A 20,411-nucleotide genomic window follows, 5' to 3' on the forward strand; every position below is an offset into this window, starting at 1 on the left:
GTTTTAATGGTTTATAGTCAAAAACAGCAGGGGATTTTCCCTTGCTGTTTTTAATTTTTCATCCGCGGATCAAGGGCATCACGGAGGCCGTCACCCATAAGGTTAAAACCAAGTACGGTTAACATAATAGCAATTCCCGGAAAAAACACGGTCCAAGGTGCTTGAATGATAAAATCTTTTGAATCAGCAAGCATTTTACCCCACTCGGGTGTTGGCGCTTGTGCTCCCAATCCAAGAAAACCTAATGCAGCTGCTTCGATGATTGCTGTTGCAATCGCAAGTGACCCCTGTACTATAATCGGAGCCATACTATTTGGAAATATATGATGGAATAATATTCTTGCATCACCCATTCCAATAGCTTTCGCTGCTGTAATGTATTCTTCTTCCTTTACGGATAACACTCTTGAACGAACTAAACGACCGAAAGTTGGTACATTAATAATAGCTATCGCGATTAAGGCATTTTGTAATGATGGTCCAAGCATTGCAACAACAGCAATAGCAAGTAAAATACTTGGAAAGGCTAACAAAATATCAAATATCCGCGAAATAATTCCATCAACCCATCGACCATAATAACCGGCAATAATACCTAAAGTAGTTCCCACAATAGCTGATCCAATTACTGAGAAGAACCCGACTTTTAATGAGATACGAGCCCCAAAGATTACTCTGCTTAGAATATCTCGGCCGAAGTCATCTGTCCCAAACCAATGTTTTGCAGAAGGAGGCAAATGCTTGTCCCCGAGCTTTTGTTCAATAGCATCATACGGTGCTAAAATATTTGCAAAAATAGCAATAAGGATAAAAAAGATGACTAAACCAAGGCCGAATAAGGCGACCTTATTTTTCTTAAAATTTCTCCAGCCTTCTTTCCACGGAGATATCAATGGCTCTTCGACCGCCGTTGCCTGCGTTACATTTGTTGAAAGTTCTGGCATTGATGAACCCCCTATCAATACTTGATACGTGGATCAATTGCTGCATATAATAAGTCCACGATTAAATTTATTAGTACGAACACTAGTGCAAGTATCAAAATACCTGATTGTATGACAGGGTAATCTCGAAACTCAATCGCTTCATAAATATACGTTCCCATCCCTGGCCAACCGAAAATCGTTTCGGTTAATATCGCTCCACCTAATAAGAGCCCTGTTTGTAAACCAATAATTGTTAGGACCGGAATAAACGCATTTTTTAACGAGTGCTTATAGACTACCCAAAACATTTTCATTCCTTTAGCACGTGCTGTTCGAATGTAATCAGAACGCATAACCTCAAGCATACTCGATCTAGTGATACGAGCAATAATCGCCATTGGTATCGTAGCTAAAGCAAGACTTGGTAGGATTAAATGCTTTATAACATCGATAAATTGATCAAATCTTCCTTGTAATAATGTATCCAACAAATATAAATGGGTAATTGCTTCCACAGGATTGCGTATATCATCTCGTCCCGTTGTCGGCAACATATCCAACTTAATTGAAAATACATATTGCTCCATTAAACCTAGCCAAAAAATAGGCATAGAAACTCCAATTAATGCAATTAACATAACAATATAATCAAACCATGAGTTCTGAAACCATGCTGAAATGATTCCTGCATTAACTCCGATGATAATAGCAATAATCATAGCGGCAACAGCTAATTCAACAGTAGCTCCAAAATATGGCCAAATTTCCTCACTTATAGGTGATTGCGTTTTCAACGAAGTTCCTAAGTTTCCAGTAAGTAAATCCTTAATATAATCAAAAAATTGAACAAAAAGTGGTTTGTCAAGCCCTAATTGTTTAGTAAGGTCGGCAACTGCTTCTTTTGTAGCCAATTGTCCTAAAATCGTTCTAGCCGGATCTCCGGGTATGGCGTGAATTAATGAAAAAACAATGATTACCATTCCAAGTAGAACTGGTATGAGTAGTAATAATCGACGTATTGTGTAGGCAACCATTAACACCTTCACCCCTTCCAATAATTTATGTATTATTTTTCGAATGAAAAAGGGGAGTAAATACTCCCCCATAATTATTTAACAGATGTGTCAACAAAGCTTTGTGAGCCAGTTGGATGTGGGAAGAATCCCTCAATTGTACTCTTACCTGCTAATTGTGGAACTGAGTGAGCAAGTGGAACCCAAGGTGCATCATTATGGATGATTTCTTGTGCTTTTTTATAGTAATCATTTCTTTTCGCTTCATCTGTTTCTGTTTGTGCTTTAATTAAAAGATCATGTACTTCATCGTTTGCGTACTGGGAGTTATTATTAGATCCAATTGCATCTTTATCAAGTAATGCATACAAGAAGTTATCAGCATCACCATTGTCACCAGTCCAACCAACGATATACATTGGCGCTTCACCTTTAGCTAATTTCTCTAAATATGTTCCCCATTCCATCGTAACGATTTTCGTTTTTACACCGATTTTTGCGAAATCTGCTTGGATAGCTTCTGCCACTTTTTGTCCATTAGGCATGTATGGACGAACAACCGGCATTGTCCAGAAATCTACACTAAATCCATCTTTATAGCCTGCTTCTTCCAATAATTTTTTCGCTTTATCAAGATCATAATCATAGTCAACAATATCGTCGTTATAGCCACTTACAGAAGGTGGCATTGGATTTTTAGCCGGTTCTGCAGTTCCTTCATAGAAGTTTTTAATTAATGCTTCTTTATTAACTGCATGACTTAATGCTTGACGTACTTTTACATTATCAAATGGTTTTTTCGTAACATTAAATCCAAGATACCCCAGATTCATAGAAGGTCTTTCAAAGATTTGTAGATTTTTATCGGATTTAACTTTTTCAATGTCACTTGGATTCATACCATCAATTAAATCGACATCACCTTTAATTAACGCATTTAAACGTGCGGAGTTATCTTTTATTACTTTCAAAATAACTGTATCAAGCTTTGGTAATCCTTTTTTCCAGTAGTTTTCATTTTTAACGACAGTAATTGTATCGTTTCTTTTCCATTCTTTGAATTTAAACGGACCAGTACCTACTGGATTTTCGATATATTTATCACCATATTTCTCAATTGCTGCAGGACTTGAAATACCAAATGGTGTCATTGCTAAGTTTTTCAAGAATGGCGCTTGTGGTCTGAATAAGGTGAATTCAACAGTTTTTGGATCGATTGCTTTAACTTCTTTAATAACTGCGGCTTTTTCCCCTTTATAACCTCCAAATTGTGATTGGTAATACGGAAACTTTTCAACATTACCATTTGCCCAGCGATCAAAGTTTTTTACGACTGCTTCTGCATTAAAATCAGTTCCGTCGTGGAATTTTACACCTTCTTCCAAATTGAATGTGTATGTTAATCCATCGTCAGAAACTTTCCAAGATTTTGCTAACCCTGGTTCAATTTCAGTTGTTTCTTTTTTATAATTTACTAGAGTATCAAATATTTGTTCTGCAACAATTAATGATTCCCCGTCAGTTACTGTAGCAGGATCCAGTTTTACTGCATCTCCACCACGTGCATAAACTAATACACCACCTGATTTTTCTTTTCCATCGTCTTTCCCCTTTTCACCATTTGATTTTGATGATGAACATCCCATTAAAGCAAGTGAAAGTACCAGGACAAAAATGAGTAATCCTGTTAGTTTTTTCTTCATCTTCTTCCCCCCAATTTTTAATAGCTATCAAAAAAATTTATATGCAAAATCATCCATGTAGATGACATGCTGCAAAGTGACCCTTATCTACTTCTTTAAATATTGGTCTTTCAACAGAGCATTTATCCATCGCAAGTGGACATCTCGTATGAAAAGAGCATCCTTTTGGTGGATTTGCAGGACTTGGAACATCCCCTTGAAGTACAATTCTTTCTTTTTTATGATCCACATCAGCAATAGGGACTGCTGAAAGTAATGCTTGAGTATACGGATGTTTCGGATTTTGGTATAATTCTTCACTTTCAGCAAGCTCTACTAATCTACCAAGATACATAACCCCAACACGGTCACTAATATGCCTGACAACCCCTAAATCATGGGCAATAAATAGATAAGTCAGATCATACTTTTTCTGAAGGTCTTTAAGCAGGTTAAGAACTTGGGCTTGAATGGATACATCCAAAGCTGATACCGGTTCATCCGCAACGATTAGTTTTGGATTCAGGCTCAATGCTCTGGCAATTCCAATCCTTTGACGCTGACCACCACTAAATTGATGGGGATAACGATTTGCATGATAACTGTTTAACCCTACGATTTCCAACAACTCACGAATCTTTTTTTTGCGAGCTGATTTTTCTTTGACCCCATGAACGATTAACGGCTCTTCTAATATGCGTTCAATTGTATGTCTTGGGTTCAAGGAGGCGTATGGATCTTGAAAGATCATTTGCATTTGCCCGCGAATTTTCCGAAGCTCCTGTTTAGAAAGAGTAGTAATGTCATTGCCTTCGAAAATAATTTTCCCTTCACTCGGTTCGAGTAATCTCAATAACATTCTGCCTGTTGTTGATTTTCCACAACCACTTTCACCAACAAGACCCAATGTTTCCCCCTTTTGGATGACAAAAGAAATATCATCTACAGCTTTAACCTCGCCAACTTTTTTACCAAAAACACCTCCTCGAATAGGGAAGTTCTTTTTTAAATTTTCAATTTTTAAAAGTGGTTCATTCATTTACTACGCCCACCTTCCCTTCCTCATATAACCAGCACCTTACTTTTTGTCCATTATCAAGTACTTTTAAATTTGGTGTTTCATCATAGCAACGTGCATGCGCGTGTGGGCAGCGCGGTGCAAAGTGACAGCCAACTTCAATAGAACCTGGCTTCGGAACATTGCCTGGTATCGAGTATAATTGCTCCTTTTTCACTCTCATATCAGGTACTGATTGTATTAAACCAACTGTATAAGGATGCTTGGGCTCCTTAAAAATAATTTTAACATCTGCCTCTTCCACAATTTTCCCGCTGTACATGACAATAACACGCTGACACATTTCTGCAACAACCCCTAAATCATGAGTTATCATGATAATGGCTGTATTCGTTTCTTTGTTTAATTTTTTCATTAAATCTAAAATTTGTGCTTGTATAGTTACATCTAAGGCAGTTGTGGGTTCATCAGCAATTAAAAGCATCGGTTCACAAGCAAGTGCCATTGCAATCATGACACGCTGCCTCATCCCTCCGGATAATTGATGTGGGTATTCATTGATTAATTGCTCTGCCCTAGGAAGGCCCACCTTTTTAAGCATTTGTACCGCATGCTCTTTTGCCTTTTTCTTTGGCCATTTCCGGTGTATTTGAACGGCTTCTATTAATTGTTCACCGATTGTAAAGACAGGGTTTAAACTAGTCATCGGCTCTTGGAATATCATCGCAATATCATTACCGCGTATACTTCTCATTCTCTTCTCTGTAGCCTTCGCTATATTTTCTTCATTAAAAAGAATTTCACCTTCAACTTTTCCATTACTAGTTGGAATTAATCCCATAATAGATAATGATGTGACACTTTTACCACAGCCTGATTCCCCTACTATTCCTAAAATTTCTTGCGATTGCAATTGGAAATCAATACCGTTTACAACAGGTATCGTACCATCATCTGTTATAAACGTAGTACGTAAAGCCTTTACTTCTAGGACTGGATTTTCCACTATTTCGCTCCTTTCCACCAATTGGTTTTCATCGTTGTATGAAGATAGCTTAGAAATTTAGAAAATCTCTTAAATAAGCTAGTCCTATTTAAATATCATAAATTTAATGTCATTTTTAAATATTCTACCTTCTTTTAACTTATTTGAAAATAGTTTTTATAAAATATTTTCAGAATGTTTTACCTAAATAAAAAAAGAATGCAAAAAACATCCTTTTTTTAACATATTAAAAATATGATTCTATTATGCGAGAAATATTTTATAGAAATAATAATTTCTTATTGAATGGTTTTTTTCATTTCCAGTTTATAAAAAAACAAAGTCACCTATAATGTGGCTTTGTTTTTTGTAAACAAGGAAACGATTATAAAAATAAATAACGAACATAGTATCGGGATCACAACCGTATGCATGCCGAACGGATTAGGATGGAAACGATCAAAAAATATATATAACCCCATTCCTATTATCATAGAAGAGAAGGCTCCATACTTATTTCCGTTTTTCCAATAAAGCCCCATAACAATTGGCCAAATAAATACAGCTTCTAACCCACCAAAAGAAAATAAATTTAACCATATTAAGAGTTCAGGTGGATGAATGGCAAGTACTAGAACTGCGATGCCGATAATAGAAGTCGTAAAAAAGCTTATTTGTTTTACTTTTTTAATGCTTGGCTCCTTATTTATAAAACCTATGTATAAATCCTTAACGATCGCCGATGAAACAAGTATTAATACGGAATTTACCGTTGACATAATTGCTGCCATAGGTGCTGCAAGAACGATGCCGGCAGCCCAGGCAGGTAGAACCTTCATTGTAATAATAGGCATTACTGTGTCAGCGTCTTCAATTCCTGGTGCAATTGCTCTTGCGAGGACTCCGATTAAATGCATCCCAAACATAATGATTCCAATAACAACTGTTCCGATTAGTATTGCCCGATGCATCGCCTTTGCATTTTTATATGACATTGCTCGAACGGCAATTTGCGGTAGCCCTACGACACCGACTCCTACAAGAATCCAGAAACTAGAGATGTACAAAGGAGTTAATGATCGATCCGCGCCATAAGGACTCAATAAATTTGGATTTTGATGTTTCAAATCAGCCATAATATTTTCAATACCGCCACCTGCAATTAAAGTAGCGACTAATAATAGAATTGTTCCTCCAAGCATGACGATTCCTTGGAGAGTATCGGTTATAGCAACGGCACGGAATCCCCCAATAATAACATAAATGAGTACAGATACAGCAAAAATAAATAATGCAGTCGTGTAGGAAACACCTAATATTGATTCCATTAATCTCGCTCCGCCTACCCACTGAGCAATCATAGATGAGAACAGAAAGATAACAATACTAATGGCTGCAATGATTGTAACCCAATTTGACTGATATCTTGCTTTTAAAAAATCAATCAGTGTAATCGCATTATATTTACGTGAAATAATCGCAAACTTCTTACCTAAAACCATTAATACAAAATAACCGGTAACAACTTGTGTCATAGCCAATAGCACCCATGCTAATCCATAATTATATGCAGCCCCAGGGCCACCGATAAAGCTGCTTCCACTACCATAAGTCGCAACCATTGTCATCGCTAATATAAAACCGCCCATTTGTCTACTACCTAAAAAGTATTCTTGAATAAAAGAATCAGTGCTTTTTATATAACGTGACGCTAATAAACCTACAATAAAAAATAATAGTAAAAATATAACTAGAGGAATAATTACTTGAATATTCATTTTCCACCACTTTCCTCATTTTCAAAAGGAACTTCCTTGAAAAAAAACTTAACTGCAATAAATACTAAAAATACAATAACGATAAAGCCAATAACACAACTATAAAAAAACCAAGCAGGTAATCCTAAAATATATGTATATTCTTCTACCTTTCCACTTCCAAACCCATAAGCAAATCCAAACCACCAAAGGAAATGGATGATAGCAAGTCCAACACCAATCCATGCCTCCCTATGAGCAATCTTATATCGGCGATCATTCACTTTTGTCCCCCCTTTCTTACCATTTAAACTTGTCCATAGAAAAATGGAAAACTTTTCAATTAAGTTTACATAATCAAATTATTATTCACTTGTTTATTAATAAACAAAGTAATTAATTCATTCACCTTTTTATCTTTTTTCGTTGGTAACTGATGTCCCGCTCCTTTAATAAAGTGAATTTCAGTGTCAATAATTTTCGGATATAATTTAACATGATGGTTAATTACATCTGACATCGTTCCATACATTAGCAATAATGGTGCATTTAATAAAGATAATCTTCCTACACAATTAAAGTATAATGATTCAATATAAAACTGTCTCCAAGTAAACCGGTTTGATTTCAAAATATGTTCATATAGCTCTAATTGCAATGCTTTTTCACTAAAATGGCTAATAGATAATATTTTGGCTAATATTTTTGGCGCAAACATAACCATATTAATCCCTATTTGATGTTCTACTTTCAACAATTCATTTGCGATTTTTGGGTACCCACTTGATAATATAACACCTTTTACATTCATTGGGTATTGAATTGCATATTCTTGTACAATTATACCACCTGCAGAATACCCAAATAAAAACAATGCACTTTCTTCAGCATGTTTTCGTACCGCTTCTATTTCTTTCATATAAAGTGATATGGTCATACTTCCATCCGATGAGGTGCTGTCTCCATGCCCTGAAAAATCAGGTATTAGTAAACGAAATTTGCTTTGAAGAGCTAATTGTTTCATAAATGTTTTCCTCCCCATTCCAGGTGGATGAACAAATAAAATAGCAGGTCCTACTCCATAATCGTCATAAAATATCTTTGAATTCCCACAAATAGCAACTGGCATAATCGGCTCCTTTTTAAATTTTTACCACTAGTTTTTACGAATTTAATTGAAATATGAAAAAAGAAAAGGGTGAACAAATTAAAATTGCATAAACACTTGTCAATTTGCATAGGTTCTGATAGATAGTTTCTGTTTTTACGATAAAGTTAGGAGTGGGAGAATTTGAAAAGAAAAAAATATAAAATAATTACATCAATATTTTTAATAGGGGTATTGGTCTTTCTTGCTTATATAAATACGATTACCGAAAGTGAAATAAATAATGTTCATGTGAGTTTGCCTGTAAATGCAATCGAAAATGAAAAAACAATTACGAATGATTTAAATCCTATTTTGGAATATAAACTCGTCAATTCAAAAAAAGATAAAGAGGAAGGTTATGTGGTTGAAACATATAGAGAATATGAAATTTATAAGAATAAAAATGGAACGATCGACAAAACCGTCCCTACCGATAATTATAATTATTTAAAATATAAAATTACTGAGAGCGACAATGAATAGTTTTACGCATTCTTAGTTTAAAAAAACTACTTAATCATTTTGGTTAAGTAGTTTTTTTATGAATAAAATGAACGATTTAATAAAAAAATAACAGCATATCATCCTAAAAGGGGTTCATACAATGAAGACATTAACTGCATTAGCTATTAAGTTCATTGCTTCCTTTATCGCTCTGTTTGTTATACTCGGGTTATTCTACGGCATGTCAATTCAAAGTGTCATTTTAATTACTGCTGTTATTGGTGTAATCTCATATATTATTGGGGATAAATTGCTTTTACCCCGCACCAATAACGTAGTGGCAACTTCCGTCGATTTTGGTTTGTCCTTTCTGATCATATGGTCAATCGTCTCGTACGGGAACATTGACAACTATCGTGCATTGTTTTGGGCTTCAATTACCGGTGGATTGGGTATTGCTTTCTGTGAGTACTTTTTTCACATTTATCTGTTTAGAAGATTTTATCCTCAAGAGCAAATAAGCAAACGGCGGATCTCAGCAATGCATTATGCAACGGAAGCTTCGGAGGAAATTACACCTAAAAAAAAGAGACAAAAGACGAAAACTAATAGATGAGAAATTGAAAAGGTGGTCATAAAGACCACCTTTCATTTTTTTAAATTATAATTTGTCGTACAAGCTACCACCTCTGAATAATCTATATTAGTTATGATATTTGGAGGGTTGCATGAATGTCTGTCTTTTTCAGTTATATTATTTTAGGTATATCCTTGGCAGCTCCTATTGGTCCAATTAATGCTGCTCAATTGGATAAGGGAATAAAAAATGGTTTCCTTCATTCTTGGGTATTAGGCATCGGAGCGATGACAGCAGATATCTTTTATATGTTATGTGTTTATTTTGGATTCGTAAACTTTTTGGAGGTACCTATTTTAAAGATTTTTCTTTATTTATTTGGCTGTTTTGTTTTAATTTACACTGGTATCGAAAGTATGTTTGCTGCAAAAAACCTTTCTTCTACTAATCATCGGTCAAAAGATTCATTACGGAAATCTTTTTCATCCGGTTTTATTATGTCGATATCCAATCCACTTTCTATTCTTTTTTGGATTGGAATTTATGGTTCTGTTTTAGCTAAATCCATTCAAACCGCTCATTCACACGATATTATCCTACATAGTATGGCCATTTTCATTGGATTATTTCTATGGGATGTAACAATGGCCGTTGTAGCTAGCAGTTTTCGAAAATGGTTAAGCTCTCGTCTGTTAACGTGGATATCTTTTGTTTCCGGCCTAGGTTTAATTGGCTTTGGAATTTATTTCGGAAAAGAAGCGATTATACTTTTATTCTTTTAAAACATTCTACTCATACGAATCCTCTCTGCTATACCAAATAAAAAATAATCCCCTTTAATAAAGGGGATTATTTTTTATTTACTACTATTATTGTTGTTTGTATCATTTATCGTTTGATCTTTTGTATAATCATAATTTTCACGTTTTACCGGTGTAAACCCTTTTGGCGTATAGAAACGAAGTAAATCATCGTAAACGACTTTATCCGAAAGTTCAAGTACCGTTTTTGCAACTTTGTCATTATCTTGGCAAAGTTTGTTATCTACTTTTTCTCCTGAAGGATTACTATAACATTCACCGCTAATTTGTGTATATTCTTTCGAAACGTAATCTCCGTTTCTAAATGGAACAAGTTCATGATGTTCTTTTGACAATAAATCTGTTCCAAAAGTAATATAATCTTTTGTATTAATACCAAGTAGATGCATTAATGTAGGACGTACATCAACTTCTCCACCATACGTATGATCAATTTTTCCTTTTACACCAGGTACATGAATGAATAATGGTACTCTTTGTAATTGAGCATTGATATAAGGTGTAATCTCATCTACTCCCATAACCTTCGCCATAGCTTTATTATGATTTTCAGATAGACCATAATGGTCACCATACATCACAATAATAGAATTATCATATAAACCAGATGCTTTTAAGTCATTAAAGAATTGTTCAATTGATTCATCTAAATAATGTGCTGTTTGGAAGTATTTATTAACAATAGTATCTCCAAAGTCACCTTCAGGGAAATTCGGATCGTTATTTAACTCAAACGGAAAATGGTTTGATAAAGAAATAAATTTTGTATAAAACGGTTGTGGAAGCTTTTCAAGATAAGGCATAGACTCTTTAAAAAATGGCTTATCCTCCATACCGTAGTTTATTGTATTTTCCGGACTCATATCGTAATAATTTGCATCAAAAAATTTATCATAACCAAAGGATTTATACATTTCATCACGATTCCAGAATGTTTTATAATTTCCATGGAACACAGCTGATGTATATCCTTTTTGCCCTAAAATAGCAGGTGCTGCTTGATATGTGTTTGCTGCTTTCGTTGTAAATACGGCACCTTTTGGTAACGGGAATAATGAATTTTCCATCATAAATTCCGCATCAGAAGTTTTTCCTTGTCCAGTTTGATGAAAGAAGTTATCAAAATAAAATGTATTTTTATCATGTGTTAATTTGTTTAAGAACGGTGTAACTTCTTGCCCATCAAGTTTATAATTTATTAGGAAGTTTTGAAAAGATTCCAATGAAATATAAATTACATTTCTACCTTTTGCTGCACCAAAATATTTTTTATTTGGTTCAGCATGATTGGCTTTAACATAGTTTTCAATATCAACAACATCACTACTATCAGCAAACGCACGTTGCGCTGAAGATTTAGTCGTTTGAATAGCATCATAAATGGTGTAATTATATGCGCCAAGATACTTTACGATATAGTTTCTGTCAAAAGTACGTGTTAACAATTCAGGTCTATCTGCTTCGGCAAGGCCTAAATTAATAATAAAAAACGCAATTGCAGCTGCAAATACTGCAAATATAGAGCGACGATTCATTTTTTCTGATTGAGATTTAACTACTTTAAAGACAAGCAATCCAATTAAAATAATTGTATCAAGAAAATAAAGAACATCATATGGTTTCATCAATGCTGCCGCACTACCGCCCAAATCACCAAAGTTCTTCGTTTGGAAAAGAACAGGAATCGTAATAAAATCATTAAAAAAGCGGTAATAACACACATTTGCATATAAAAGGATCGACAACACTAAATCGATAACGACCAATGCTATAGAACGAGCACGTCCTTTAAAGAACAAGGCAAATGCGAAAAAGAATAATGCAGAACTTATTGGATTAAAAAACAATAAAAACTCCTGCATACTATTCTTAATATCAAGATTAAATTCACTTTGATACACAGCATAAGACTTTAACCAAAAAAGAATTACAATTAAATAGAATAACGAATACTTTTTATTTAACAAACTATGAATTTTAGATTTAATATTTCCCATAGTATACCTCCTATTAGTCATTTAATGACCCAAGGTGACGTTTTTTAAACTAATTATTGGCACAAGATCATTTGATACTCAATTATTTTATTACTTTCTAAGAAAAAATCAAGTCTTTTTATTTAAATCAGTATTTCCGTACTACATAAAAAAATCGATTAATTTTTTGGTTAATCGACATTTTAATGATTTCATTTCAGTTACTATCCTTAGATTTCATTGATATGTTCATTATAACACAATGTTGATAAATATTTATATTCAAATGATTTCCTTGTCAAAAATTGGCGAAAACTATATTAATCTTATAAATAAAAAAACTGCCAAGTTGGCAGTTTTTTTGTTTATAAGATTAAAGCTTTACTACGTTGTCAGCTTGTGGTCCACGTTGACCTTCAACAATATTGAATTCTACACGTTGACCTTCATCTAGTGTTTTATAGCCTTCACCAACAATTGCGCTGAAATGTACGAATACGTCATTCCCACCTTCAACTTCAATGAAACCAAAGCCTTTTTCACTGTTAAACCATTTAACTGTACCTTGTGTCATGTATAGACAACCTCCAATATTTTTTTAATATGTTACTTATATTTACGAAGTAAATAAAAATTCACATATTATAAGGAATATCCACACAAAAAAGTAGACACTCTTTATAACATGTGAATCTAAAACCGTATTTGCATCCTTAAAAATAATAATTGCTTTTTATTTTATATTTATTAATTATTTTAAAACAGGCAATAAAAAAAATCAAGGAAAAATAAGGGATATTTACCGCTCTTATTCATAAACAAAATAGACCCAAAGACAAAAAAAGCACCTATGAAAAGGTGCTTGAAATTATTAGGAAAACAGTTTTCTAAACGACTGTACATGATTATTAACAAACGCAACCGTATCCGTACCCATACCCTGGTCCAACACCGTAGCCGCCGTATCCGCTGAATCCTCCGCCAACATACGCTGCGCCAACAATGACTAAAAGAATAAACAAGACGACTATAAAGGCAAAGCCGCCACCGTAACCAACACCACCAACAGCACCGCTCATCTGGTCATTCCTCCCTTATTTAAAACTTCCCTAGCATCATATTCATATATAGGTATTTGGGAATATTTATTTTTAATTTTGGGCAAAAATGGACGAATGCCTACTTGAACAATTGAAAAAGACATGATTCCAAGGATCATATTCTTTTTCTTCGTTTATGCCATTTTTCAACGATTTCAAATATAGATATACAAATTAACAGCCAAAAAGCTCCAGCAATATATCCCCCTACAACATCACTTGGATAGTGAACACCTAAATAAATTCGGCTTAAACCGACAACAAATATAATGATCAATCCAACTAATAATCCAAAAATTTTTGACCAATTATGCTTGGCCAACTTAACTAATATATAACCGAGACTCCCATATAAGATCATCGATCCCATTGAATGGCCACTCGGAAAACTAAAACCATTTTCTTGGATAATCGGATGAATATCCGGTCGCTCACGCTTAAAGTACAATTTTAATATCCGGTTAAATACTCCGGCACCAATACCAATTGTTATGACTAAAAACAAACATAATAATCGATGGCGAGAGAAAAAAAGTAATAAGATAACTAAGAAGGTGATGGTTGCTACACCTTTAACCGAACCAAAAAAAGTAATAACCAACATAATTGATGTTAGTCTATCGGATATTTTTCCTTGAACGAATGAAATAATTTGATTATCAAAACTCCTAATTTCTGTACCGTTTAATCCGGTCGCAATTTCAAAAAAAGCCCAAATAAAAATTACGATAAGAAAAATGGCACTAATCCCTAATGTTAATGTTCGTTTCCTCATACAGCTAACCTCCTGCATCTCTTTTCTATCTTAGCATATACTTAGAGGTTGTTTCTTTTCTATACACAGGTCCATTATTGTGCTTTTTTTGCTTTCGCAGGAGCTTTTTTTCTTCTCGTTGGCGCTTTTTTTTCTTCCTTTGGTTTTGTTTTATCAATGGATGCTTGAAGTGCCGCCATCAAATCAGTAACATTTGTCGTCGGCGCTTTTTCCTTTGGAGTTACGGCTTGTTTTCCTACTTGTTTACTATTTATTAATTCCATCAGTTTTGTTCGATATTCATCGGTATATTTTTCCGGCTCAAATTTAGTTGTTAATTGTTCAATTAACAAAATGGCGGTGTCAATTTCCTTTTTAGATACTTGGTCATCTGCCGGAACATTCGGTACATCCCCAACATTCCTCACTTCATCAGGAAAATGAATGGTTTCCATTAACAGCGTATTTTCATATACTCTGATAATTGCTAGCTGCTCTTTTGAGCGCATAATGATTTTTGCTAAACCTGCTTTTTCTGTTTCCAACAATGCCTTTCTTAATAAACCGTAGGCTTTCATTCCTCCTTCATTCGGTGACATATAATAACTTCGATTAAAATAGATGGGATCGATTTCTTCTATTTTTATAAAGTCTATTATTTCAACGGCTTTTTCTTCTGTCGCTTTTTTTAGTTCATCTAATTCCGATTCGTCTAATATGATGAATTTACCCTTTGTTATTTCATATCCTTTAACAATATCATCCATCGCTAATTCTGTTTCACAAACTGGACATATTTTTTCATATTTTATCGGTGTATGACATTTTTTGTGAAGAGTTCTCAACTTAATATCCTTATCTTCTGTTGCTGCATGCAATTTAATCGGTATATTTACTAAACCGAAGCTAATACTTCCTTTCCATATCGTATGCATCTATCTCACCCTTCCTAAATTCCTACTTAATATAAGCATTAAATTTATTAAGAATTTCATGCTTATAATTTTTTGGAAATACTACTGCAAGCTTTTGTGGGAATAATAACGGAAGGTGATGATCAATGAAACCGATGCTTCCTACGCTGAAATCCGACGCTCCATTGAATAGTAACTGGATATACGAAATTAAATATGATGGATTTCGCGCGATATTAGAATGGAATCACAATGTTATGCACTTATGGAGTCGCAATGAAAAGGATCTACTTCCCCAATTTCCTGAAATAGAAGCGTATTTAACATGTATTAACGAACGTGTTAAGGATTTTTTTCCTTTAATATTAGATGGAGAATTAGTTGTTTTAGAAAATCCAGGACTTGCAAATTTTGGGGAATTACAAATTAGAGGGCGTATGAAATCGAAGGACAGAATAAAAGAATTTGCAAGAAGGCGACCATGCAAATTATTAGTGTTTGATTTATTAGAAATTAATGGGCTATCGATTCGAAATCACCCATTAGTAGAAAGAAAAAAAAAGCTGAAAAACATTATCGATAAGATCGAAGTACCGACTAATCCTACAAATGCTAGCCCAGCGTTAATCCAACAAATTTCGAGTGAAAAGGATTTTAAGAAAGTATGGAATCGCGTAAAATCATTTGATGGAGAAGGTGTTGTGGCCAAAACAATTGATAGCAAATGGGAGGAAGGGAAAAGAACTGAAACATGGATTAAACTAAAAAATTGGAAAAAAGTATCATGCTTTATTATAGGGTTGGATTCTTCTAACGGATATTATCATGTTGGTGTATACAAGGGTAAAATTGTTTATCCTCTTGGTTTATTTTTATTTAGCCTTGACGCGGATAAAAAACAAGTCTTAAACAAGGTAATCAAAGAGAATTCATACGCGAATAATAATGGTTTACTTAAAATCCACCCATCTATTTGCATTGATATACATTATTTGGAGTGGTTTGAAGAAAAACTACGAGAACCGCATTTTCATGCTTTTCGCTTTGATTTATCTCCGGAAGAATGTACGTATGATCAATTTTTACTAGACGAAGCACATATTCCAGATATATCAATTACCCATCCGGATAAACCGTTGTGGGAAAAAGATGCAATATCCAAGTTAGATTTTGTACGCTATATGAGAAAGATTTCGTCATTCATGCTGCCCTTTTTGCAAAATCGTACATTGACAGTCATTCGATTCCCCCACGGAATATTTAGTGAGCCTTTTTATCAAAAAAATTGTCCTGAATATGCACCTGATTTTATTCAAACACATGCAAAAGATGGAATCGACTATATCGTTTGCAACGATTTAAAATCGTTAATGTGGCTTGCGAACCAATTATCAATTGAATACCATATACCCTTTCAAACAATATTAGACCCATATGTAAGCGAAATTGTCTTTGATCTTGACCCACCTTCGCGAAAGGAATTCCACCTAGCAATCAAAGCTAGTCAAATGATGAAAAAAATATTTGACCAATTAGACTTAATAAGTTTCATTAAAACATCGGGAAATAAAGGTCTACAGGTTTATATACCTTTACCCGAAAGGAAATTCACTTGGGATGACACACGCTTATTTACTGAATTTATTGCAAACTATTTAATTACAGAAAAGCCAGATCTATTCACTATTGAACGAATGAAAAAAAATCGAAAAGGTAGACTATATGTTGACTTTGTTCAGCATGCAGAAGGAAAAACAATCATTGCTCCGTATTCAATGCGTGGTCATGAAGATGCACTTGTTGCAACACCGTTGTTTTGGAACGAAGTGAATGAACATCTTCATCCAGAACAATTTACAATGCAAACGGTTTTACAACGAATAAAAAAATTACCTTGCCCTTTTGGAAACTTTTTTTCAGCAAAAGAAAGTCAACCATTTGAACCTATTTTAAACTTTTTGAAAAGAAGTAAATAAAAAACATCGACACTCGTCGATGTTTTTTATTTATCCTAATAGTACCTTTTCAATTCGTTTATTAGCATATGTTTCAAGCTCTTCATAATACTTTTGCTCATCAAAACTTGATTTATGGATCAATTGAAACAACTCGGGATTTAGTCGGTCTAGTTTAATTTCAGCATCGTAAATATAGGTAGCATTTCCAATTAAATCAATTTTATATTGATCTTCAAGCTTATGTACGACACATCGAACTTTTCCGCCATTATTATAAACTTCTATACTACTTTCAAATTCATTCATTGAAAGTAGACAAGAAATAAGCGAGGATGAAGACATCGCGGTTCCACACGCATTCGTAAAACCAACCCCTCTTTCATACGTACGAACAAAAATTTCTCCCTTTTCCAACTCTTTAACAAAACTCACATTGACTCCATCCGGAAATAATGGATTCGGACCGTTAACATATTTTGCAATCGTTTCTTGCGTATTAGCACGCAGCACATCTTTATCCACAAAACTAATTAAGTGCGGATTAGGGACAGCTACAGCGGAAAATAATAATTGATCCGACAATTCAACAATTTTCTCATTTATTAGATGATTTTTATCCATATTCATCGGTAAGGCAGACAAAGAAAATAGAACCGGAGAAATTTCAACACAATAAGTTGGAATTTCATTAAAGATTGGTTCAGCTTTACTTACTAAAAGTGTTGCTTTCATCGTTTCAATAGCGATCTCATCTTTTTGGAGCAACTCACAAACGTACCTTCCTACGCAACGTAAACCGTTTCCACACATCGAAGCTTCGGAGCCATCTGCATTAAATACACGCATTTTTGCATCTGCATGATCACTATTCATCGTAAAAAGAATACCATCCGCACCTAATAATGACTTTCTATCACATAAAGCGATAGCTAAATTTTGTCGGTCCTTCTCGCTAAAATGATACTGAGAGGACATTTCATCAATTAGTAAAAAATCATTTCCCGAACCGTGGCATTTTCTAATTTGTATATTCATATTTAATCCCCCACAAAACAGTACTTTACTTCTTATTTATTAAGGGTGCCACAAAAAAAGAATTCAATCAAGATTCAATCTAAATAGTCTTCATTTAATACATTCACACTCCACTGCAATGCCTGTTGATAAATAGATGGTAGCTTACTAGAATCTATACCGCTTTTATTTAATAATCGCTCCATGAGTTCCCATTCCCCTTTTTCAATTGAAATAACCAATTCCAGTACTTCTCTCATTTCATTTTCTTCCCCACATAAAGCATTATAAATCGTGTCTTCAAGTGGAAGTTTATCTAATATCGTTTCCATCGGAATGGATAAAATAGTATCCATTAAGGAAAAAAGGCCCAATAAAAAATAACTTGGCGACTGGCCCCTTCCGATATATTTTTCCGCAATAATTTCACAACATTTAGCTCTTGTTAAGCAAATAGTTTTTACCTCATCTGAAAGCTGTTGACGCCATCCAGCATTTTCTCTGACGGCTAACACGTAAATCCACCTTTTAATCTCAATTAAACCTAATAATATTATTGCTTGAGGTATGGAATGAATCTTATGTTTTGGTCGATATGCGGGGGAATTGATTAATTTTAGCAATTTATACGATAAAGATAAGTCTTGTTCAATGATTTGACTTACAGCTTCAAAACTTACGTCTTCATAAGATAATTTATTTATAATTTGAAAATAAGAGTTAAATGACGCGGGAATATCAAATGTTGAAACAATTACAGGTTTACTAAAAAAATAACCTTGAAAATAGCTGTACCCGCTTCTTTTTGCAAGTTCAAATTGTTCTCGAGTCTCAACCTTTTCCGCTAATAATTTTAGATTAAACTGTTTAACAATCGTTTCAATCTTTTTTCGATTCACTGTATCTGTATTCAAAAAATCTATTTTCACAATATCGACTACTTTTAATAATTCCAACGAATAAATATTCTTCTCATGGAATATGTAATCATCTAAAGCGATTCGATAACCTTGATTTTTTAACTCCATACAAATGGTAAGAAGTTCGGGGGACGGTAAAATATTTTCTAGTATTTCAACAACGATTTCTCTCGGGGGGAAATAGGTGGGAACTTTTTGTTGAAGTAGATTTTCTGTAAAGTTTATAAAACAAGGTAATCCGGATGAAAGGTTATCAATACCGATATTTAAAAAACTATTTATGATGACATCAGCTGTTGCTTGATCTCCGTCAATATTAGGAAATGCATTTACTTTATTATTACGGTAAAGTAATTCGTACGATATTACTTTTTCATTCTCATTAAAAATTGGTTGTCGTGCAACAAAAACTTCCATGAAATTCTCCCCTTATTCGATGTAAATTATTCCTATTAATGTGAAATCACAAAGAAATAATACCAAAGAACTAGGTTTAAAGTCCATAAAAAAATCTATAGGAGCAACAAAATTAAAACCTATAGATGTGAGTTACAACTTTTTATACTTTTGTAGGCAATAGATAAGTAGACAAACAGCAATATAAAAATCTAGCAATTCAACTTTTTCGTTCATTTCAATAATTGGCGTATTGGGCGCAAACTGCTTTTGCCAATTAAGCGGCATTAACCCGATTTCACTTTTCATTAACACAGTTCCATCTTTTAACAGTTGAAGGATTGAAGAATTTTTATCGATTGAGAATTGTTGTTGATTTAAGGAAAAAATTTCTTTGCCTTTCCCTTTGGTAACGAAATTAAGTCTCATTTTTTTACCCGAAGCGATTATTTCTAATTCTGATTTTTGAAAACGAGGGATTTTAAATAGTGCTAGTGTACTTCCATCCCGTTTTTTTAACTCAAATAAATGGGACCGATACTTTGTTTTCATCATTGAGCCTTTTTTAACTTCAGAAATTTCCCATTCACAAATCCCATTACTTTTAAAAAGTTTTAATTGAAAACTAGGGTTTGTTTCCTGGAATAATAAAAATTGATTATGTTGCAATACTTTTTCTTGCGAGTTTAAAAGGTTCGATGCTTTTGATTCTCGATATGAAAAATAAAAGTATTTACTATAGAAATAGACTAATAATGTACCGATCGAAATAAAAATCAATTTATGAAATATCGTTATTTCAAAATAGATCATAATAAATATGCAGATTGTTGCCGAAACGCCAATAATAACTAATTGATTAAAATACACATTCTTCAAAGAGGAATAATACTCTTTTATATTCATTTCTTTTCACCCTATCCAAGAAGTATCAGTCTATTATATGAAAATTGATAGAGTTTATTCACATTTAAACAACTTATTAATTTCTTTTTCTAAATAATTT

20 protein-coding genes are annotated in these 20,411 nt (G+C 33.7%); 4 read left to right on the forward strand and 16 right to left on the reverse strand.

Annotated features, from left to right (window positions below):
* Nucleotides 1–50: 50 nt before the first annotated feature.
* From MKY81_RS15980 to MKY81_RS16015, 8 genes are all read right to left on the reverse strand, one after another.
* Nucleotides 51–944 (reverse strand): ABC transporter permease, encoded by an 894-nt coding sequence (locus MKY81_RS15980; protein WP_108071499.1) that lies wholly within the window; start codon nucleotides 942–944, stop codon nucleotides 51–53.
* Nucleotides 945–958: 14 nt separating this feature from the next.
* Nucleotides 959–1,960, reverse strand: a complete 1,002-nt coding sequence (locus MKY81_RS15985; protein ID WP_108071497.1) for an ABC transporter permease — start codon at nucleotides 1,958–1,960, stop codon at nucleotides 959–961.
* 74 nt (nucleotides 1,961–2,034) lie between these two features.
* Nucleotides 2,035–3,642 (reverse strand): ABC transporter substrate-binding protein, encoded by a 1,608-nt coding sequence (locus tag MKY81_RS15990; RefSeq protein WP_341118322.1) that lies wholly within the window; start codon nucleotides 3,640–3,642, stop codon nucleotides 2,035–2,037.
* Between the two features lie 49 nt (nucleotides 3,643–3,691).
* Entirely contained in the window at nucleotides 3,692–4,660 is a 969-nt protein-coding gene (locus tag MKY81_RS15995; RefSeq protein WP_341118324.1) for an ABC transporter ATP-binding protein, read from the reverse strand.
* Complete coding sequence (locus tag MKY81_RS16000) at nucleotides 4,653–5,645, reverse strand: ABC transporter ATP-binding protein (protein ID WP_376066095.1); 993 nt, start codon at nucleotides 5,643–5,645, stop codon at nucleotides 4,653–4,655. The genes MKY81_RS15995 and MKY81_RS16000 overlap by 8 nt, the downstream gene beginning before the upstream one ends.
* A 326-nt stretch (nucleotides 5,646–5,971) precedes the next feature.
* The gene (panF, locus tag MKY81_RS16005; RefSeq protein WP_066229792.1) at nucleotides 5,972–7,402 is read right to left on the reverse strand and encodes a sodium/pantothenate symporter; all 1,431 of its coding nucleotides are present in this window, start codon (nucleotides 7,400–7,402) and stop codon (nucleotides 5,972–5,974) included.
* Entirely contained in the window at nucleotides 7,399–7,665 is a 267-nt protein-coding gene (locus tag MKY81_RS16010; RefSeq protein ID WP_066229794.1) for a YhdT family protein, read from the reverse strand. The genes panF and MKY81_RS16010 overlap by 4 nt, the downstream gene beginning before the upstream one ends.
* Nucleotides 7,666–7,730: 65 nt before the next feature.
* On the reverse strand, nucleotides 7,731–8,510 hold the full coding sequence (locus MKY81_RS16015; protein ID WP_107919995.1) for an alpha/beta hydrolase: 780 nt from the start codon (nucleotides 8,508–8,510) through the stop codon (nucleotides 7,731–7,733).
* 162 nt (nucleotides 8,511–8,672) lie between these two features.
* Between MKY81_RS16015 and MKY81_RS16020 the strand changes: the two genes are divergently transcribed.
* From MKY81_RS16020 to MKY81_RS16030, 3 genes are all read left to right on the forward strand, one after another.
* Nucleotides 8,673–9,014, forward strand: coding sequence for a hypothetical protein (locus MKY81_RS16020; protein WP_066229798.1), 342 nt, complete (start codon nucleotides 8,673–8,675; stop codon nucleotides 9,012–9,014).
* 121 nt (nucleotides 9,015–9,135) lie between these two features.
* A complete protein-coding gene (locus tag MKY81_RS16025) occupies nucleotides 9,136–9,591 on the forward strand; it encodes a YndM family protein (protein ID WP_108071491.1) in 456 nt (151 codons plus the stop codon).
* Nucleotides 9,592–9,707: 116 nt separating this feature from the next.
* Nucleotides 9,708–10,334: a LysE family transporter gene (locus tag MKY81_RS16030; RefSeq protein ID WP_108071489.1), complete on the forward strand. Its 627-nt coding sequence runs from the start codon at nucleotides 9,708–9,710 to the stop codon at nucleotides 10,332–10,334.
* A 74-nt stretch (nucleotides 10,335–10,408) separates the two neighbouring features.
* Here the strand turns inward: MKY81_RS16030 and MKY81_RS16035 are convergent, their stop codons facing one another.
* From MKY81_RS16035 to ku, 5 genes are all read right to left on the reverse strand, one after another.
* Nucleotides 10,409–12,391: an LTA synthase family protein gene (locus MKY81_RS16035; RefSeq protein ID WP_376066103.1), complete on the reverse strand. Its 1,983-nt coding sequence runs from the start codon at nucleotides 12,389–12,391 to the stop codon at nucleotides 10,409–10,411.
* Nucleotides 12,392–12,722: 331 nt separating this feature from the next.
* A complete protein-coding gene (locus MKY81_RS16040; RefSeq protein WP_066229805.1) occupies nucleotides 12,723–12,923 on the reverse strand; it encodes a cold-shock protein in 201 nt (66 codons plus the stop codon).
* A 334-nt stretch (nucleotides 12,924–13,257) separates the two neighbouring features.
* The gene (locus MKY81_RS16045; RefSeq protein ID WP_108071487.1) at nucleotides 13,258–13,428 is read right to left on the reverse strand and encodes a YjcZ family sporulation protein; all 171 of its coding nucleotides are present in this window, start codon (nucleotides 13,426–13,428) and stop codon (nucleotides 13,258–13,260) included.
* A 136-nt stretch (nucleotides 13,429–13,564) separates the two neighbouring features.
* Complete coding sequence (locus MKY81_RS16050; protein ID WP_066229808.1) at nucleotides 13,565–14,224, reverse strand: phosphatase PAP2 family protein; 660 nt, start codon at nucleotides 14,222–14,224, stop codon at nucleotides 13,565–13,567.
* A 74-nt stretch (nucleotides 14,225–14,298) separates the two neighbouring features.
* Nucleotides 14,299–15,138, reverse strand: a complete 840-nt coding sequence (gene ku, locus MKY81_RS16055) for a non-homologous end joining protein Ku (RefSeq protein ID WP_066229811.1) — start codon at nucleotides 15,136–15,138, stop codon at nucleotides 14,299–14,301.
* 125 nt (nucleotides 15,139–15,263) lie between these two features.
* Between ku and MKY81_RS16060 the strand changes: the two genes are divergently transcribed.
* Nucleotides 15,264–17,093, forward strand: coding sequence for a DNA ligase D (locus tag MKY81_RS16060; protein WP_108071485.1), 1,830 nt, complete (start codon nucleotides 15,264–15,266; stop codon nucleotides 17,091–17,093).
* Between the two features lie 30 nt (nucleotides 17,094–17,123).
* On the opposite strand, the gene dapF is transcribed toward MKY81_RS16060, so the two are convergent.
* From dapF to MKY81_RS16075, 3 genes are all read right to left on the reverse strand, one after another.
* On the reverse strand, nucleotides 17,124–18,110 hold the full coding sequence (gene dapF / locus MKY81_RS16065; RefSeq protein ID WP_108071483.1) for a diaminopimelate epimerase: 987 nt from the start codon (nucleotides 18,108–18,110) through the stop codon (nucleotides 17,124–17,126).
* Nucleotides 18,111–18,184: 74 nt separating this feature from the next.
* Nucleotides 18,185–19,426, reverse strand: a complete 1,242-nt coding sequence (locus MKY81_RS16070) for an EAL and HDOD domain-containing protein (RefSeq protein WP_341118327.1) — start codon at nucleotides 19,424–19,426, stop codon at nucleotides 18,185–18,187.
* A gap of 132 nt (nucleotides 19,427–19,558) precedes the next feature.
* Nucleotides 19,559–20,311 (reverse strand): hypothetical protein, encoded by a 753-nt coding sequence (locus MKY81_RS16075; protein WP_108071479.1) that lies wholly within the window; start codon nucleotides 20,309–20,311, stop codon nucleotides 19,559–19,561.
* Nucleotides 20,312–20,411 lie beyond the last annotated feature (100 nt).

It is taken from the genome of Heyndrickxia sp. FSL W8-0423, assembly GCF_038009395.1.
Lineage (GTDB): Bacteria > Bacillota > Bacilli > Bacillales > Bacillaceae_C > Heyndrickxia > Heyndrickxia sporothermodurans.

Excerpts from the sequence above, each read along its gene's own strand:
- MKY81_RS15980 (WP_108071499.1), bottom strand. The coding sequence starts at position 944 with ATGCCAGAACTTTCAACAAATGTAACGCAGGCAACGGCGGTCGAAGAG.
- MKY81_RS15985 (WP_108071497.1), bottom strand. The coding sequence starts at position 1,960 with ATGGTTGCCTACACAATACGTCGATTATTACTACTCATACCAGTTCTA.
- MKY81_RS15990 (WP_341118322.1), bottom strand. The coding sequence starts at position 3,642 with ATGAAGAAAAAACTAACAGGATTACTCATTTTTGTCCTGGTACTTTCA.
- MKY81_RS15995 (WP_341118324.1), bottom strand. The coding sequence starts at position 4,660 with ATGAATGAACCACTTTTAAAAATTGAAAATTTAAAAAAGAACTTCCCT.
- panF (WP_066229792.1), bottom strand. The coding sequence starts at position 7,402 with ATGAATATTCAAGTAATTATTCCTCTAGTTATATTTTTACTATTATTT.
- MKY81_RS16015 (WP_107919995.1), bottom strand. The coding sequence starts at position 8,510 with ATGCCAGTTGCTATTTGTGGGAATTCAAAGATATTTTATGACGATTAT.
- MKY81_RS16025 (WP_108071491.1), top strand. The coding sequence starts at position 9,136 with ATGAAGACATTAACTGCATTAGCTATTAAGTTCATTGCTTCCTTTATC.
- MKY81_RS16030 (WP_108071489.1), top strand. The coding sequence starts at position 9,708 with ATGTCTGTCTTTTTCAGTTATATTATTTTAGGTATATCCTTGGCAGCT.
- MKY81_RS16035 (WP_376066103.1), bottom strand. The coding sequence starts at position 12,391 with ATGACTAATAGGAGGTATACTATGGGAAATATTAAATCTAAAATTCAT.
- MKY81_RS16040 (WP_066229805.1), bottom strand. The coding sequence starts at position 12,923 with ATGACACAAGGTACAGTTAAATGGTTTAACAGTGAAAAAGGCTTTGGT.
- MKY81_RS16045 (WP_108071487.1), bottom strand. The coding sequence starts at position 13,428 with ATGAGCGGTGCTGTTGGTGGTGTTGGTTACGGTGGCGGCTTTGCCTTT.
- MKY81_RS16050 (WP_066229808.1), bottom strand. The coding sequence starts at position 14,224 with ATGAGGAAACGAACATTAACATTAGGGATTAGTGCCATTTTTCTTATC.
- ku (WP_066229811.1), bottom strand. The coding sequence starts at position 15,138 with ATGCATACGATATGGAAAGGAAGTATTAGCTTCGGTTTAGTAAATATA.
- MKY81_RS16060 (WP_108071485.1), top strand. The coding sequence starts at position 15,264 with ATGAAACCGATGCTTCCTACGCTGAAATCCGACGCTCCATTGAATAGT.
- dapF (WP_108071483.1), bottom strand. The coding sequence starts at position 18,110 with ATGAATATACAAATTAGAAAATGCCACGGTTCGGGAAATGATTTTTTA.
- MKY81_RS16070 (WP_341118327.1), bottom strand. The coding sequence starts at position 19,426 with ATGGAAGTTTTTGTTGCACGACAACCAATTTTTAATGAGAATGAAAAA.
- MKY81_RS16075 (WP_108071479.1), bottom strand. The coding sequence starts at position 20,311 with ATGAATATAAAAGAGTATTATTCCTCTTTGAAGAATGTGTATTTTAAT.